This window comes from Sphingomonas oligophenolica, from assembly GCF_039522915.1.
Lineage (GTDB): Bacteria > Pseudomonadota > Alphaproteobacteria > Sphingomonadales > Sphingomonadaceae > Sphingomonas > Sphingomonas oligophenolica.
The window spans coordinates 334856-350523 of record NZ_BAAAEH010000047.1; the positions used below are offsets into that span (position 1 = coordinate 334856).

Below are 15668 nucleotides of genomic sequence, written 5' to 3' on the forward strand. Positions count from 1 at the left end.
CGACCCGATCTGATCGAAAGGCCTGCATGAGCACCCAGCCAAAGAGCTTCGCCGATCGCGTCATGTCCGCCGTCGGCGGATGGCTGATGAGCCATATGGAGCTTGTGTTCCGGATCGCCCGGAACCTGGCGCCGATCCTGGTGGTCAGCTTCAAGGGCAGGAAGTTCGCGCTCGTCACCCGGTTCGACGATGTCGCCGAGGTGCTGACTCATCCCAATGTCTTCGACGTGATCTATGCGCCAAAGCTCAACCTGCTGATGGACGGCGGCAATATCTTCCTCGGCATGCGCGACACGCCGGATTCCACCCGCGACCGCAGCTCGATGCGCCTCGCGGCGCCGCGCGCCGAAGCACTGACGCGCATCCGCCCCGAGGTCGAGGCAATGGCCGAAGCCGCCATGGCGAAGGCAGCGCCGGCCGGAAAGGTCGATCTCGCGATGGAGCTGACCCAGGACCTGACGACGCGCTTCTTCAGCGGTTATTTCGGGACGCCGGCCGATGACGTGACGGCGTTTTCGGACCAGGCCCGGCTGCTGTTCCAGTTCATGTTCGCCGACATGGCGAACGATCCCGTGTTCGAGGAAAAGGTGCGCCCGGTCGCGGCTGCGATGCGCGCGCGGGTCGAGAAATGCATTGCCGATCGCAAGGGCGCGCGGGGCCAGCATGACGATGTGCTCGAACGCTGCCTCGAGCTCCAGGACATCGGCACGCCCGGCATGGATGACGACGGCATCCGCAACAACATGATCGGCTTCATCGTCGGCGGGCTGCCGCAGCCGCCGATGATCATTCCGCAATTGTTCGACGTGCTGCTCGACCGGCCGGCCGAGCTGGCCGGTGCGCAGGCGGCGGCGCGGGCCGACGATGATGATCTGGTCTCCCGCTACGTTTTCGAGGCGCTCCGCTATTATCCCCTGACCCCCGGCCTGTTCCGCGATTGCTCGGCTGATTACGAAATCGCCGGCGGCACGATGCGGGCGCGGATCATCCCGGCGGGCACGCGGGTGATGGCGGCGACGCGGTCAGCGATGTTCGACGGGCGGCGCGTCGCCAGCCCGACCAAATTCCGGCTCGACCGGCCTGACTACACCTATATGAATTTCGGCTGGGGCATGCACCAGTGCTTCGGGCTGTACATGAACCAGCAGATGATCCCGGCGATCTGCAAGGCAGTGCTCAAGCGACCCGGATTGCGCCGTGCGGCAGGGCCCGAGGGCAAATTGCGGCTTGAGGGAATCTTCGCGATGAACCTGACGGTTGAGTTCGACCCCTCCTGAACGTCATGCCGGACTTGTTCCGGCATCCACCCTTCCGCGAGACGTACAGGCGTTGCTCACGCGGCTCCGTGGACCTCGGAACAAGTCCGGGGTGACGGCAAGATAAGGTCAGGCCTCGACCATCTCCAGCGCTTCGCTCGCCTCCAGCCACGCGGCCTCCGCCGCCTCGAGCTTCTTCTCGATCTCGCCCCGCCGCTTCATCAGGTCGCTCATCCCGAGCGCGCGCAGCACCGGCTCGGCGCTCGACGGATCGAACATCGCCCGGTCGACCGCGCTGCGCTGCGCGTTGAGCGTCGCGACCAGCTCCTCGGCTTCCTGCGCGCGCTTGCGGATCGCGACACTCTTCTCGCGTGCCTCGGCCGCCGCGCGGCGCTCCTCCTTGCGGTTGGCCTTCGACTTGCCGCCGCCCGCCGCGCCGTCGCTTGAGAGCACGAAGGAAATATAATCCTCCATGCTGCCATTATATTCCTTCGCGGTGCCGGCATCGACCAGCACCAGCCGGTCGGCGGTCAGCTCGATCATGTGGCGGTCATGGCTGACGATCACCACCGCGCCGTCATAGGCGTTGAGCGCCTGGACCAGGGCCTCGCGCGCATCGACGTCGAGATGGTTGGTCGGCTCGTCGAGGATCAGCATGTGCGGCGCGTCGCGGGTGATCAGCGCCAGCGCCAGCCGCGCCCTCTCGCCACCGGAAAGCCGGCCGACCTTGGTCGTCGCCTTGTCGCCCGAGAAACCGAACCGGCCGAGCTGCGCGCGGACCGCGCCGGGCGTCTTGCCCTTCATCATCCGGGTCATATGCTCGAGCGGCGTGTCGTCGGTGTCGAGTTCTTCCACCTGATACTGGGTGAAATAGCCGACCCGCATCTTGCCGCTCGACGTCATCTCGCCGTCCATCGGCGTCAGCTGCGCGGCCAGCAGCCGGGCGAGCGTCGTCTTGCCGTTGCCGTTGCGGCCGAGCAGCGCGATCCGGTCATCGGGGTCGAGCCTCAGGTTCAGCCGCTGCAGGATCGGCTTTTCCGAATAGCCGACGCTCGCCATGTCGAGCGTGATCAGCGGCGGGCGCAGTTCCTCGGGGCTCGGAAAGTCGAACGACAGGCTCGGGTCCTCGGCCATCGCAGCGATCGGTTGCATCTTCGCCAGCATCTTCTGGCGCGACTGGGCCTGTTTCGCGGTCGAGGCGCGCGCGCTGTTGCGGGCGATATAGTCCTGCAGCTTGGCGCGCTGCGCGTCCTGGCTTGCCTTGGCGGCAGCAAGCTGCGCGGCGCGTTCGGCGCGCTGGCGCTCGAAGCTGTCATAGCCGCCGCTGTACATGGTCGTCTTGCCGCCCTCGAGATGGAGGATGGTGTCGACGACATTGTTGAGCAGGTCGCGCTCATGGCTGATCACGACCATCATCGCCGGATAGGCCTTGAGGAAATTCTCGAGCCACAAGGTCGCTTCGAGATCGAGATGGTTCGACGGCTCGTCGAGCAGCAGCAGGTCGGGCTCGGAGAACAAGAGTGCGGCTAGCGCGACGCGCATCTTCCAGCCGCCCGAATAGCTGTCGAGTGGCCGGCCCTGCATTTCCTCGTCGAAACCGAGCCCGACCAGGATGCGCGCCGCGCGCGCCTCGGCGGTATAGGCGTCGATCGCGATCAGCCGGTCGTGCAGCTCGCCGACCCGGTCGGGATCATGGCAGGTCTCGGCTTCGGCCAGCAGGGCGGCACGCTCGGTATCGGCAGCGAGCACCGTCTCGATCGGGGTCGAATTGCCGCTCGGCGCTTCCTGCTTGAGATAGCCGATCCGCGTCTTGCGCGGCATCTCGATCTCGCCGTCATCGGGCTCGAGCTGGCCGATCATCACCTTCATCAGCGTCGACTTGCCGGCGCCGTTGCGGCCGATCAGCCCGACGCGGCTGCGCGCCGGCAGAGTCGCGCTCGCGCGGTCGAGGATCGTGCGCCCGCCGAGCCGCACCGTGATACCATTGATATTCAGCATGGCGGCCGCTTATCATGCAGTGCAGCAAATCCCAAGAGGCATCAGGCGATCGTGTTGACGAGCCCACCCTCGGCACGCAGCGCGGCGCCGTTGGTCGCCGACGAGCGCGGGCTCGCGACATAGGCGACCAGGCTGGCGATCTCCTTCGCCTCGACCATGCGCTGGATGATCGACGAGGCGCGGGCGGTCGCGAAGAACTCGGCTTCGATCTGCGCGATCGGCGCGCTCGGGTCGGTCGCCTGGCTGCGCAGGAAATCCTCGATTCCCTCGGAGCGGGTCGGCCCGGGCATCACTGCGTTGACGGTGACGTTGGTGCCCCGGGTGAGCTGCGCCAGGCCGCGCGAGATCGAGAGCTGCGCCGTCTTGGTGGTCGCATAATGGATCATGTCCTCAGGCACCGCGAGCCCGGATTCGCTCGAAATGAAGATGATCCGTCCCCAGTTCCTGTCGAGCATGGCGGGCAGATAGGCGCGCGAGAGCCGCACACCGCTCATCACATTGACGTCGAACAGATGCGCCCAGTCATCGTCGCTGATGTCGCCGAACGCCTTGCTCTCATAGATGCCGAGATTGTTGATCAGGATGTCGATGTGCGGAAGCGCCGCCGTCACCGCGGCAACGCCCTCCACCGTCGCGACATCGGCAAGCAGACCCGTCACCGGCTTGCCACCGGACGCCTGGATATCGGCGACGGCGTCATCGAGCTTCTTTCGGGTGCGTCCGGTGATGGTCACGGTTGCGCCCTCGAGGGAAAGCGCGCGGGCAATCTCGAGGCCGATGCCGGCGGTGGCACCGGTTACGAGCGCGGTCTTGTCGGTCAGTTCGAGGTCCATGGCGTGTCTCCAGCGTTGCCCGGGAGATTTAGGGCTTGCCCCGCCCGATAACTATTTCCAGAGAGCGATCAGCAGCTATGAATGGAATTCATCAATGCCGCGCATTCCCATGGAACGGTCAGGCGAGATGGAGGTCTTCGTCCGGGTCGTGCAGGAGGGCGGCTTTTCCGCTGCGGCGCGCACGCTCGACCTGACACCGTCGGCCGTCAGCAAGCTGATCGCGCGGCTCGAAGCGCGGCTCGGCGTCCGCCTACTGGTGCGGACCACGCGCGCCCTGAGCCTGACCGACGAGGGCGAAGCCTATCACCGCGCAGCGATGCGCATCCTCCAGGAGATGAACGACGCGGAGCAGCAGGCCGCGGGCGGCGCGGTGCGCGGGCGGTTGCGCGTCAGTGCGTCGGTACCCTTCGGCACGATGTTCGTCGCGCCCGCGGTCAGGCGCTTTGTGGAACGCAATCCTCAGGTCACGGTCGATCTCAGCCTCACTGACGATGTGGTTGACCTGCTGGCACAACGCACCGATGTCGCGATTCGGGTGGGCACGCTGCCGGACTCCGCGCTGGTCGCGCGTAGGCTCGGCCAGAGCCGTCGCGTCATTTGCGCATCGCCCGACTATCTCGCGCACCGCGGCATCCCGCTGCGGCCCGAGGACCTGGCCGATCACGACTGCCTGACCTTCAACTTCCGGCGCGCGCGTTCGACCTGGCCGTTCAGGCGCGATGGCGACACGATCGAGCAGCCGGTGTCGGGCAGCCTTCAGCTCAACAATGGCGAGACCATGCGGCAGATGGCGCTGGCGGGCGCGGGCGTGGCGCGGCTCGGTCTTTTCCACGTTGCCGAGCATATCGCCGCCGGCCGGCTGGTGGCGTTGCTCGAGGCCGACAATCCCGGCGATCTCGAAAATATCAGCGCCATCTATGTCGGTGGCGGGATGGTGCCGCATCGAGTCCGTATGTTCATCGATCACCTCGTCGCCGAATTGAGGGCATCGCCCCTGCTGGGGGCGGGCGTCGCGTGAGGCGTGGGGCCAGGCTCGTGGGGGCCTAGTCCGATTCAACTTTGCGACTGGCCATGCAACGTTCCGTTGATGTGGAGTCGTATCATCACCGTCGCTTTCGCCACGCGGTCGAGCCGCGCTTCGCTGTTATGCGGCGGGTCTTTCCCTGTTATCGCCGAAGCGTTTCCCTGTTCCGCGCATCGGTTTCGCTGTTATCGAATAACAGCGAAAAACGTAACCAAATATCTGATAATAAATGAAATATATCCGGAAGACGGACCGAAAAACCGCGCAGAAAAAAATCCTTTCCCTGTTTTTTCCCTGTTTCGCCGCGATAACAGGGAAAAGCGTGCCATCACGCCCGCTCCGCAATCCGTCGATTGCGCTGGTCGTCACAAGCGCAGCGCGCGGCGCAATCTCCAGGAGCAGGTGGTTGCCCTCTCTGGCGGCCCACCGCGCAGTGGTTGCAGCCCCACGCCCTTCTGCATATATATTGACCAGTCTAATTGACCAATCGAAAGACCTCGATGCGTGAAATACAGTCTTCCGAGGCGAAGGCCCATCTGACTCAGTTGCTTACCGCGGTGGAACGCGGCGAGAGCTTCACGATCACCCGCCACGGGCAGCCCGTCGCGCAGCTCGTCCCGGTCGCTGACCGGCGCAAGGCGGAGGTCGAAAGGGTGATGGAGCAGATTGCCGCTTTTCGTGAGACCATGCCTCGTCTCACCGTGGACGAGCTCCTCGCCGCGCGTCACGAAGGGCATCGCCACTGATGCCGTTCGTCGCGGACGCATCGGTCGCAGCAAGCTGGTTGCTGCCGGACGAGGCCGATCCCAGGGCTGATGCAGCCTATGCACTGTTTCCTGACGATAGCGCTGTGGCCCCCGGCCTTTGGTGGCTGGAGATACGCAATATATTCCTCGTCAGCGAGCGTCGGGGGCGCTTCGATGGCGCCCAGACCGACCGGGCATTGGCGCTGCTCGCGGCCCTGCCGATCAGCCTCGACCATGCCGCGAACGAGGCGACGCTGATGATGCTCGCGCGTCGCCATAAACTGACCGCCTGTGATGCGGCCTATCTCGAGCTGGCGCAGCGTCGCGGCATCTCATTGGCTACCCTCGACGAGACGCTGGCGCGGGCGGCTCGCGCCGAGGGCGTGCGGCTGATCGGCGAAGACGCGTAGGGGCGACCGTCAGCCCCTTGGCAGCGTGATCGTCGCGGCCAACCCGCCTTCGGGCCGGTTCTCCAGCGTGATGTCCCCGCCCGCATTGCGCACGATCGCCCGCGCCAGTGCCAGGCCCAGGCCGATCCCGCCGGTCTCCTTGTTGCGCGAGGTTTCGAGACGGGTGAACGCCTCGAACACATTGCCGAGCTGATCCGGCGGAATGCCCGGCCCCTGATCAGCCACGACGATCGCCACCTCGTTCACGCCCGGCGCGATCCGCACCTCGGCCGATTTGCCGTATTTGACTGCGTTCTCGATCAGGTTGCGCACCGCGCGGCGCATCAGCGAGGGGCGCAGCCGCATGCGGAGCCGCTCGGCTTCCTCGAAACTCACATCATTGTCGAGATCGCGGAAATCCTCGACCACCGCATCGACCAGGGCTGCCAGATCCACCTCGGTCAGGGCTTCGCTCGGGCGGCCGAGCCGGGCGAGCGAGAGGATGTCGTCGAGCGTGCGATTCATCTCCTCGATCGTGTCGGCCATCTTGGTCCGGTCGGCCTCGTCCTCGACTGATTCGATCCGGACGCGGAGCGCAGCCAGCGGGGTGCGCAGATCATGGCCGATCGCGCCGAGCATGCGGTCCTTCTCGTCGAGCATCGCCGTCACGCGCAGGCGGAGCGCGTTGAAGGCGACGATCACGTCGCGCAGGTCATGTGGCCCGCGCTCCTCGACCGGTATGTCGACCTCGCCCGGCACGAAGGTGCGCGCCGCGACCCCCAGGCTGCGCAGCGGCTGCGACAACCGGCGACCGATCCACAGCACCGGCAGCAGCACGATGCCGTACAGGATCAGCGTCTGCCAGATCAGCCGCCAGATCAGATAGGCCTCGGCGCGCGGCCAGGGCGCGCCCAGCACCAGCCAGCCATGGCCGGGCCGCTCGACCGCAATGATGATCTCGCCGCCCATCCGCACCGCGCGATCGGCCGCCCGCGGGTTCCATCGCCTGAGCCGCGGGTCGCCGCGATGCAGGTCGCGAACCTCGGTCTCGATCCGGCCGACCTTGAGCCCGGCCTCGGCCAGCTCGGTGCGCAGCCCCTGCTCGACATCCGCGCGATGCTCGCCCGCCGGGTTGACGGGGGACACGTCCGCCTGGTGCAACCGCCCGGGGCCGCGCTCGATCGGGTGGCCGGCATTGGCACGCTCGATCGCATCGACGATCCGCGCCACCGCGGGTCCGGTCGCCTGCTCGTAGCGGGCGGCACGGCGGTCCTGCAGGAGCATCGCGAAGTTGATCGCCTGCGCGACGAACAGGGCGATTGCGATCAGCAACGCCATCTGCCCGGAGAAATTGCGCGGCCAGAGCCGGATACGACTCACAATCTGGTGACTTCGGCGGCGAGCGTATAGCCGCCGCCCCAAACCGTCTTGATCAGGTCGGGGCTTTTGGGATCAGCCTCGATCTTGCGCCGCAACCGGCTGACCTGATTGTCGATCGCGCGGTCGAACGCAGCTGCCTCGCGCCCCTGGGTAAGGTCGAGCAGCTGGTCGCGGGTCAGCACCTGGCGCGGGCGCGTCACCAGCGCGTGGAGGAGATTATATTCGCCGGTCGAGAGGGGCACCGAGACGCCTTCGCGGTCGACCAGCGCCCGCTCGCCCGATTTGAGCACCCAGCCGGCAAAGGCGAAGGAGCCGCTGTCCGGGGCATGCTGGCGCGTGCCCCCGGCAGCGGCGCGGCGCAGGATCACCTTGACCCTGGTGGCGAGCTCGCGCGGAGAGAAGGGCTTCACGACATAGTCGTCGGCACCCATTTCGAGGCCGACGATCCGGTCGGTCTCCTCGCTGCGCGCGGTGAGCAGGATGACAGGGGTCTCGCTGGTTTCGCGGATGTGGCGGCACAGGCTCAGGCCGTCCTCGCCGGGCATCATGATGTCGAGAATGACGAGATCGATCGCGTAAGCGGTAAGCCGGGTCCGCGCGGCCTCGGCATCGCCGGTCTGCGTCACCCGGAAGCCCTGCTTGGTCAGGTATTGCGCTAGCGGCTCGCGGATCGAACGCTCGTCGTCGACGAGCAGCAAATGTGGCGTTTCTCCCATGGGCTCGGCGTCTAGCATGATCGATCGCTTTTGAAAAAAATGCCGGGCGGGCGAGGGGGATACCCGCCCGGCGTCCGGGCCAGGGGATGGCGGCCCGGTGTCCTGTCAGCGCGTGCCGTCAGCTGCCCGGCGGCGGCGGGGGCGGGGCGTCGTCGGCCCCCGGCATGTCCCGCATCCGCTTGCCCATATGCTGCTTCATATGGTCGTGCGCCGCCTCCATCTCGGCCTTGTCGATAAAGCCGTCATGATTGGCGTCGAGCTTGTCGAAATGCCTGTCCATTTCGGCGCGCATCTCGTCCCGGCTGATCCTGCCGTCATGGTTGGTGTCGAGCCGCTCAAGCATCCTGGCGCCGTGATGGCCCGGGCCGCCCATCGGGCCGGCCGGAGGCGGCGGCATCATCGCCCCGTCCGGGCCACCCGCGCCACCGGGGCCGTGACGACCGCCCATGCCTTCATGCATCCGCTCCATCATTGCCTTCATCTCCTCGCCGGAGATCTGGCCGTCGCCATTGGCGTCGAGCTTCGCGAAATGCGCTGCCGCCTGTGCGGCAAATTCGGCGCGCGAGATCTTGCCGTCATGGTTGGTGTCGGCTGCCATCAGCCCGCCGCCGGGGCCGCGACCGGCCATGCGGCCCATCTCGTCGGCGGTGATCACGCCATCGCCATTCTTGTCCATCCGCGCAAAGCGGGCGTCCGCCTGGGCCATGAATTCAGCGCGCGAGATCATGCCGTCGCCATTGGTGTCGGCGCGCATCATCATGCCGCGGCCATGTCCGCCATGGCCGGGAGCCTGGTCGGCAGGAGCGCTCTGGCCGGCCATCGCCGCGCCGCCGAGCATCGTACCGGCAAGCGCTGCGGCGAAAAACAATTTCTTCATGCTCTGTCCTCTGTCTGATGGCCGCGCCGCATTGCGCGATCGCGACCCGTGCTGTCGGTTTCAGTTGCGCGGGGCGCTCATTTCGTCGGGCGTGACCTGCCCGTCGCCGTTCACGTCGAGCTTCGCGAAGCGCGCTGTCGCCAGCGCGGTGAATTCGGCATGCGAGACCTTGCCGTCATGGTTGGTATCTGCCGCCATCACGCCGCCACCCGGTCCGCGACCCGGCATATCGCTCACTTCGTCAGCGGTAATGAAGCCGTCGCCATTCTTGTCCAGGCGCGCAAAGCGCTGGTCCATCATCGCGGTGAATTCGGCCTGTGAGATCTTGCCGTCGCCATTGGTGTCGGCCCGCATCATCATGCCGCCGCGGCCATTGCCGCCGGGAGCGCCCTGGCCGGCCGGAGCCGCCTGGCCGGCAAGCGCTGCGGCGCCGGTCATCGTGCCGGCAAATGCCGCGGCGAGAAACAACTTCCTCATGCTGAATCCTCATGTCTGTCGGCCGTGGGATATCCCGGCATGAGGCCTTGTCGTCCGCAACTGTCTCGCGCCTATGTCAGCGCGCGAAAAAAGTGTCGCAATTTGTCGCAACGTCTCCCCGCCCGGGGAGAAGGGTCAGGCGAAGATCGCCACGCTCTGCATGCCCTGGGCGATCGGCTGGCCATCGGCATTCCAGATCATCATCGACTGGCTCGAACAGCCGTTTTTCGCATAGTCGGATTGGGCCGAGAGCAGCCACCAGCCGTCGCGCGTCGACGGCGCCGGGGTGAGCAGGTTGACGATCCAGGTCAGCGAGCTGATCGGTGCCTGGCGCTTGCCGAGCAGCTTGAAAGCAGCCGGCGGCAGGCCGTCGGCGACGGCGAGCACCTCGATCATCGGGTCGAGCCCCTCGAATGCTCGCAGCCGCGCCCAGCGCAGCCATTCAGCCTCGCCGGGGGCCGCGTCCTTCAGATCGAGGAAGTTGAAATTGCCGGTGAAGAATTCGTCCGGCCCGGTATAGAGCTTCGCGTCGGGCGCGGGCGGGCGGTGCGGGCTTTGCAGCCGGCCGTCGAGATCGATCTGCGACGGCTGGTCCGACATGAACACAAAGGTCGCGCGAAAGCCCAAACCCGCTTCGGAGGCGATATCGGCCTGGATGAAGGCGGCGTTGCGCCCGCGGCGCAGCTTCGTCGCCGTGACTGAAACCGCGCCGGAAAGCGGTCCGATAAAGGCGATCTGTGCTGATCGCAGTGGCGGCAGATCGGGCTCGCACGCCTGCGCCGCATGAAGCGCGAGCGCGCTGGAAAGGCCACCATAGCTGGTGCGGCCCTGCAGCCAGTCGGCCGGGATCGCTGCGCTGAAGCCGGTCTCGGTCGGCACCGCCGAGGCCAGAATATCGGCGAGCGGCGTCACGCGCCCGTCCCTGCCAGCCGGTCGCGCAGTTCGCGCTTGAGCACCTTGCCGATCGCGCTGCGCGGCAGCTCGTCGATCGCGTGAAGTGCTGCGAGGCGCTGAGTCCTGCCGAGCCGCTCATTGGTCCAGGCAAGGATGTCGGCCACGCTCGCATCAACCCCGGTATGCGGCACATAAAAGCCGACCGGCGTCTCGCCCCATGCCTCGGACGGCATGCCGATCACGCTGCAATCGGCGACCGCGGGATGCTGCGCCAGCACTGCCTCGAGGTCAGTCGGATAGATGTTGAAGCCGCCCGAGATGATCAGGTCCTTCTTGCGGTCGAGCAGGGTGAGGAAACCGTCCTCGTCGAAGCGCCCGACATCGCCGTGGCGGATATAGCGCCGCCCCTCGGCGTCGAACCATTCGGCCGCCGCGCTTGCCTCGCTGCGGCCGTGATAGCCGGTCATCATCGCCGGCGATCGGCCGACGACCTCGCCCATCTCGCCTTGCGGCACCTCGTTGCCGTCCTCGTCGATCAGCCTGATGTCATGATCCTCGACCGGGCGGCCGACAGTGTGCAGCTTGTCGGGGAACTGGTTGGCGACGAGCAGGCAGGTGCCGCCCCCCTCGGTCATGCCGTAATATTCGACCAGCAGCCCGGGCCAGCGTGCCACCACGTCAGCCTTGAGCGCGGGCGAGAAAGGCGCGCTGGTACAGGTCTTGAAGCGGAAGCTCGAGAGATCGAAGCTGTCGAAATCGGGCAGCGCCATGATCCGCTGATACTGGACGGGCACGAGCATCGCATGAGTCGCGCGGTGCGCCTCGGCAAGCTCGAGAAAGCCGCGCGCGTCGAACTTCTTCATCAGCACCGCGGTGCCGCCCCAGCCGAGCGTCGGCAGGAAGCTGACCAGGGTGGTGTTCGAATAGAGCGGCGTCGCGATCATCGTCACTGCGTCGCCGAAGCCGGCCGATGCGTTGCGGTGGATATGCGCCCAGCGCATCGCGTGGCTCTGGACGATCCCCTTGGGCGTGCCGGTGGTGCCCGAGGAATAGATGATGTTGAACCCGTCCTCCGGGGCAATGGTGACGGGGGTGGGCGTTGCGCCTTCGGGCGCAAGCCACGCCTCCAGCGCGGTGAGGAGTACTGTCTTCGCGCCAATTTCCCGCCCCCCGAGCGTCGCCGCCGCGTCTTCGTCGAGAAAGACAATCGGCGCCCCGCAGTCGGCGATCATCGCGACGAGCGATTCGGCCGTCGCGGAAGGCGCGAGCGGGGCGGCGACGCAGCCGGCCCGAAGCGCGCCGAGAAAGACGGCGGCATACTCGATAGAGGAAGCAGCGACGATCGCGACTGCCTGGCCCTGCGCCACCCCATCGCGGTGGAGCGCGGCGGCGATGCGGTCCATCAGCCGGTCGAGGCCGGCATAATCAAGCGCGCCGGCGTCGGAGGCAAGCGCGATCTTGCCGCCGCGCTCGGCGGCATGGGCGCGGATCAGATCGGGGAGGGTCGCGAAGTCGCTCGCGAGCAGGTCGGCAGCAATCATGCCTCGCCCGCTAGGCCAGGGCCGCACGAAATGCCATACGCGACATTCGAAAAATCACGGAAAGGACAGTCATGAAGGATGCGGTAGCGATCGTCACCGGCGGCGGCACCGGCATCGGCGCGTCGGTGGTTCGGCGGCTGGCGACGCGGGGCGTGCGCTGCGTGATCAACTATGCGAGCAGCCGCGACGAGGCCGAGGCGCTGGCGGCGGAGGTCGACGGCGCGATCGCGGTGCGGGCCGATATCGTCGACGATGCCGCATGCCGCACCCTTGCCCAGGCGGCGATCGACGCGTTCGGGCGGATCGACTTCCTCGTCAACAACGCCGGCCGGACCAAATTCGCCCATCACGAGAATCTCGATGCGCTCCAGGCCGAGGATTTCATCGACATTTACCGGCTTAACACCATCGCCCCCTTTCAGATGATCCGCGCCTGCGCGCCGGCGATGCGTGAGGGCGGCATCGGGGCGGTCGTCAATATCGCCTCGGTCGCCGGCGTCTGGGGGCATGGTTCGTCAGTCGCCTATGCCGCCTCGAAAGGGGCACTGATCACGATGACCAAGAGCCTCGCCCGCGTGCTCGCGCCGTCGATCCGGGTGAACGCAGTCGCGCCCGGTTATGTCGGCACCGGCTGGTTCGAGAAGAGGCTCGGCACCGACGGGCTCGCCAAGCTCAACTCGCGGATCGCGGCCGGCGTGCCGATGGAAATGGCGGCCGGGCCTGACGACATCGCGGGCCCGGTCGTGATGCTGCTCGATCCCGATTGCCGGGTGATCACCGGCGAAACGATGGTGCTCGACGCCGGGGCTCATCTCGATATCGGATTGTCGAGGAGACCGGGGCGGGAGAGCTAGACTTCTTGCGCCGAATCCCCGGCCTGCCGGGGAAGCAGGAAGGTGGATCGCCTTGTGCGCCCCCGCCATGGGATCGAGGGGAGGGGGGAACGCTGCGCTACCCGACCGTCCCGGCCGCGCGCGGCACGCGATCGAGCACCTTCCACACGATGATGCCGAGCGCGGTGAAGGCGAAGATCGCCGCCAGCAGGAAAGCGGCTCCGGGAAAGCCGTGATCGACCCCGGTCGCGAGCGCCTGGGTCAGCAGCCAGGGGCTGAGGATCGCGGCGACGCTGTTCATGCTGCCGATCCCGCCCTGCAGCGCGCCCTGACGCGACGCATCGACCATCCGCGACAACAGCCCGTTGACCGCAGGGAAGACGAGGCCTGACATCGCGCTCACCAGGAACAGGGCATAAGCCTGCCAGCTCCGGGTGATGAACGCGTAAGCGAGGAAAGCCATGCCGCCGCTCGCCAGGCCGATCACCAGCGCCCGTCGTTCGCCGACCCGGGCGATGATCCGGCCGGTCAGGCCGCCCTGCACCGCCGCCATCACCAGCCCGACAAAGGTCAGCGACCAGCCGATCGCGCGCGCGTCCCAGCCGAAGCGGGCGGTTGCCCAGAATGCCCAGGTCGCCGGGTAGATCATGTGCGCGAGCTGCCAGATGAACGCAGCGATCAGCAATGGCGCCGCATTGCCCGCCTCGAACAGCGGCCGGAAGGCGCCGATGAAATGCGCGTCGCGCAGGTGGAAGGGACGGCGGTTCTCGGGCGCGAGCGTCTCGGGCATCGCCAGCGCCATCACCGCGGCGTTGCCGAGCGCGAGCACGGCGGCTGCGACAAAGGGCGCGCGCGGTCCGAAATCGGCGATCACGCCGCCGAGCGCCGGGCCGATCACGAAGCCGATCCCGAATGCAGCACCGATATAGCCGAACACGCCGCTGCGCTTCTCGGGTGGCGTCACATCGGCCAGCACTGAGCTCGCCGGCCCATAGACCGCGCCCGCCGCGCCGGCGATGGCGCGGCCGAGGAACAGCCAGGCAAGCGTCGGCGCGAACGCCATCAACGCATAGTCCATGCCGAACGACAGCATTGACGCGATCAGCACGGGGCGGCGCCCGAAGCGATCGCTGAGATTGCCGAGGATCGGCCCGGCGATGAACTGGGTGAGCGAAAAGATGACGAGCAGATAGCCGGCGAAACGCGTGGCGTGCTCGAGATCGGTGTGGCCGAGCGTCGTGATCAGCTTGGGGAACACCGGCATGATGATGCCGAAGCCGATCGTGTCGATCAGCACCGCGGCAAGCGCGATCGGAATGGCGCGGTGTTCGAACTTCATCTGTACCCCCGGGGAATGCATCCCGGTTTAGGGGTTCCGTCGACGCTTGTCGCGCCTCTTTGCATGGCAGCCGATCTGTGCCATCCCTGCGCCATACCCGAAATTCAGATTCGGTTCGCACAGGAGAGCATGCATGGCGACCGCCGCCGATCTCGACCGCCCCGCCGACGCCTTGGAGGAATTCCGCAGCCAGGCGCGCGCCTGGCTCGAGGTCAATTTCCCGCCCGCGCTGAAGGGCAAGGAGAACCCGATGGCGACGGTCGAGGGGCCGACCGAGCCCTCGGCCGACGAGGCAGCGTGGAAAAAGGCGTTCGGCGAAAAGGGCTGGGGCGTGCCCGGCTGGCCCGCGCAATATGGCGGCGGTGGCCTCGATCGTGCTCAGATACGCGTGCTCGGCGAGGAGATGGCGCGGATCGGCGCCTGGAATCCGATCGGCGGCATGGGGGTGATGATGTTCGGCCCGACGCTGCTCGAATATGGCAGCGAAGCGCAGAAGAACGAGCATATCCCGGCGATCGCGAAGGGCGAGGTGCGCTGGTGCCAGGGCTATTCCGAGCCGGGCGCCGGCTCGGATCTCGCATCGCTCCAGATGTTCGCTGAAGACAAGGGCGATCATTATCTCGTCAACGGCCAGAAGACCTGGACCTCGGGCGGCCAATGGGCCGACAAATGCTTCGCGCTTGTCCGCACCGACAAATCGAAAAAGCATGAGGGCATCAGCTTCCTGCTGATCGACATGACCTCGCCCGGCGTCGAGGTGAAGCCGATCAAGATGATCTCGGGCGCGTCGCCTTTCTGCGAGACCTTTTTCACGGACGTGAAGGTTCCCAAGGAGAATCTGGTTGGCCGTGAGGGCGAGGGCTGGACGATCGGCAAGCGGCTGCTCCAGCATGAGCGGCAGAATCTGTCGGGCGGCGGCGGCGCGGTCAGTCGCTTGTTCGCCGGCACCTCGATGAGCGCGCTCGCGAAGCAATATCGCGGCGCGGACGAGCAGGGCCGGATCGACGACAGCGATCTCAGGATGCGGATCGTCCGGCACGAAATGGACAGCCGGGCCTTCGCGCTGACGCTGCGCCGCGCCGCGCTCGAATCCAAGTCGAACCAGGGCCCTTCGGCGGCGACGTCGATCATGAAGAATGTCGGCGCCCGCATCACTCAGGATCGGGCCGAGCTCTCGATCGAGATCATGGGGATGAACGGCCTTGGCTGGGAAGGCGAGGGCTTCACCGAGGCCGAGCTGAGCCAGACCCGCACCTGGCTGTGGGGCAAGGCAGTGTCGATCTATGGCGGATCGAGCGAGATCCAGAACAATGTGATCGCCAAGCGCATCCTCGGGATGCTCGACCACCAATAATCAGGGCAGTC

At 66.6% G+C, this 15668-nt stretch carries 15 protein-coding genes and 1 pseudogene; 6 read left to right on the plus strand and 10 right to left on the minus strand.

Annotated elements, in window-relative coordinates; genetic code table 11:
- Positions 1-26: 26 nt before the first annotated feature.
- Entirely contained in the window at positions 27-1277 is a 1251-nt protein-coding gene (locus tag ABD050_RS22925; protein ID WP_343891842.1) for a cytochrome P450, read from the plus strand.
- 108 nt (positions 1278-1385) lie between these two features.
- Here ABD050_RS22925 and ABD050_RS22930 read toward each other — a convergent pair whose 3' ends face one another.
- Together ABD050_RS22930 and ABD050_RS22935 are read right to left on the minus strand one after the other, a co-directional pair.
- A complete protein-coding gene (locus ABD050_RS22930; RefSeq protein WP_343891843.1) occupies positions 1386-3254 on the minus strand; it encodes an ABC-F family ATP-binding cassette domain-containing protein in 1869 nt (622 codons plus the stop codon).
- A 41-nt stretch (positions 3255-3295) separates the two neighbouring features.
- A complete protein-coding gene (locus ABD050_RS22935; protein WP_343891844.1) occupies positions 3296-4087 on the minus strand; it encodes an SDR family NAD(P)-dependent oxidoreductase in 792 nt (263 codons plus the stop codon).
- 94 nt (positions 4088-4181) lie between these two features.
- On the opposite strand from ABD050_RS22935, the gene ABD050_RS22940 reads away from it, so the two are divergent.
- The 3 genes from ABD050_RS22940 (at position 4182) to ABD050_RS22950 (ending at position 6267) form a co-directional block, all read left to right on the plus strand.
- A complete protein-coding gene (locus tag ABD050_RS22940) occupies positions 4182-5105 on the plus strand; it encodes a LysR family transcriptional regulator (protein WP_343891845.1) in 924 nt (307 codons plus the stop codon).
- A gap of 506 nt (positions 5106-5611) precedes the next feature.
- Positions 5612-5857, plus strand: coding sequence for a type II toxin-antitoxin system Phd/YefM family antitoxin (locus ABD050_RS22945; protein WP_343891846.1), 246 nt, complete (start codon positions 5612-5614; stop codon positions 5855-5857).
- The gene (locus ABD050_RS22950; RefSeq protein WP_343891847.1) at positions 5857-6267 is read left to right on the plus strand and encodes a type II toxin-antitoxin system VapC family toxin; all 411 of its coding nucleotides are present in this window, start codon (positions 5857-5859) and stop codon (positions 6265-6267) included. The genes ABD050_RS22945 and ABD050_RS22950 overlap by 1 nt, the downstream gene beginning before the upstream one ends.
- A 9-nt stretch (positions 6268-6276) precedes the next feature.
- On the opposite strand, the gene ABD050_RS22955 is transcribed toward ABD050_RS22950, so the two are convergent.
- The 7 genes and pseudogenes from ABD050_RS22955 to ABD050_RS22980 form a co-directional block, all read right to left on the minus strand.
- Positions 6277-7584, minus strand: a complete 1308-nt coding sequence (locus ABD050_RS22955) for a sensor histidine kinase (protein WP_343891946.1) — start codon at positions 7582-7584, stop codon at positions 6277-6279.
- A gap of 38 nt (positions 7585-7622) precedes the next feature.
- Positions 7623-8342 carry a response regulator gene (locus tag ABD050_RS22960; protein WP_343891848.1) on the minus strand — a complete coding sequence of 240 codons (720 nt, stop codon included), beginning with the start codon at positions 8340-8342 and terminating at the stop codon, positions 7623-7625.
- Between the two features lie 118 nt (positions 8343-8460).
- Positions 8461-9219, minus strand: coding sequence for an EF-hand domain-containing protein (locus tag ABD050_RS22965; RefSeq protein ID WP_343891849.1), 759 nt, complete (start codon positions 9217-9219; stop codon positions 8461-8463).
- A gap of 60 nt (positions 9220-9279) precedes the next feature.
- Positions 9280-9696 carry an EF-hand domain-containing protein gene (locus tag ABD050_RS22970; RefSeq protein WP_343891850.1) on the minus strand — a complete coding sequence of 139 codons (417 nt, stop codon included), beginning with the start codon at positions 9694-9696 and terminating at the stop codon, positions 9280-9282.
- Between the two features lie 135 nt (positions 9697-9831).
- Positions 9832-10296 (minus strand): thioesterase family protein, encoded by a 465-nt coding sequence (locus ABD050_RS29100; protein ID WP_425542508.1) that lies wholly within the window; start codon positions 10294-10296, stop codon positions 9832-9834.
- Positions 10297-10353: 57 nt separating this feature from the next.
- Positions 10354-10482: pseudogene (locus ABD050_RS29105) on the minus strand (thioesterase family protein); the annotation flags it as partial.
- A 122-nt stretch (positions 10483-10604) separates the two neighbouring features.
- Positions 10605-12131: a class I adenylate-forming enzyme family protein gene (locus ABD050_RS22980; RefSeq protein ID WP_343891852.1), complete on the minus strand. Its 1527-nt coding sequence runs from the start codon at positions 12129-12131 to the stop codon at positions 10605-10607.
- A gap of 71 nt (positions 12132-12202) precedes the next feature.
- Here ABD050_RS22980 and ABD050_RS22985 point away from each other — a divergent pair, with 71 nt between their 5' ends.
- Positions 12203-12985: an SDR family NAD(P)-dependent oxidoreductase gene (locus ABD050_RS22985; RefSeq protein WP_343891853.1), complete on the plus strand. Its 783-nt coding sequence runs from the start codon at positions 12203-12205 to the stop codon at positions 12983-12985.
- Between the two features lie 97 nt (positions 12986-13082).
- Here ABD050_RS22985 and ABD050_RS22990 read toward each other — a convergent pair whose 3' ends face one another.
- Positions 13083-14303 carry an MFS transporter gene (locus ABD050_RS22990; RefSeq protein ID WP_343891855.1) on the minus strand — a complete coding sequence of 407 codons (1221 nt, stop codon included), beginning with the start codon at positions 14301-14303 and terminating at the stop codon, positions 13083-13085.
- A 133-nt stretch (positions 14304-14436) separates the two neighbouring features.
- Between ABD050_RS22990 and ABD050_RS22995 the strand changes: the two genes are divergently transcribed.
- Complete coding sequence (locus tag ABD050_RS22995) at positions 14437-15657, plus strand: acyl-CoA dehydrogenase family protein (RefSeq protein ID WP_343891856.1); 1221 nt, start codon at positions 14437-14439, stop codon at positions 15655-15657.
- Positions 15658-15668: the final 11 nt, after the last annotated feature.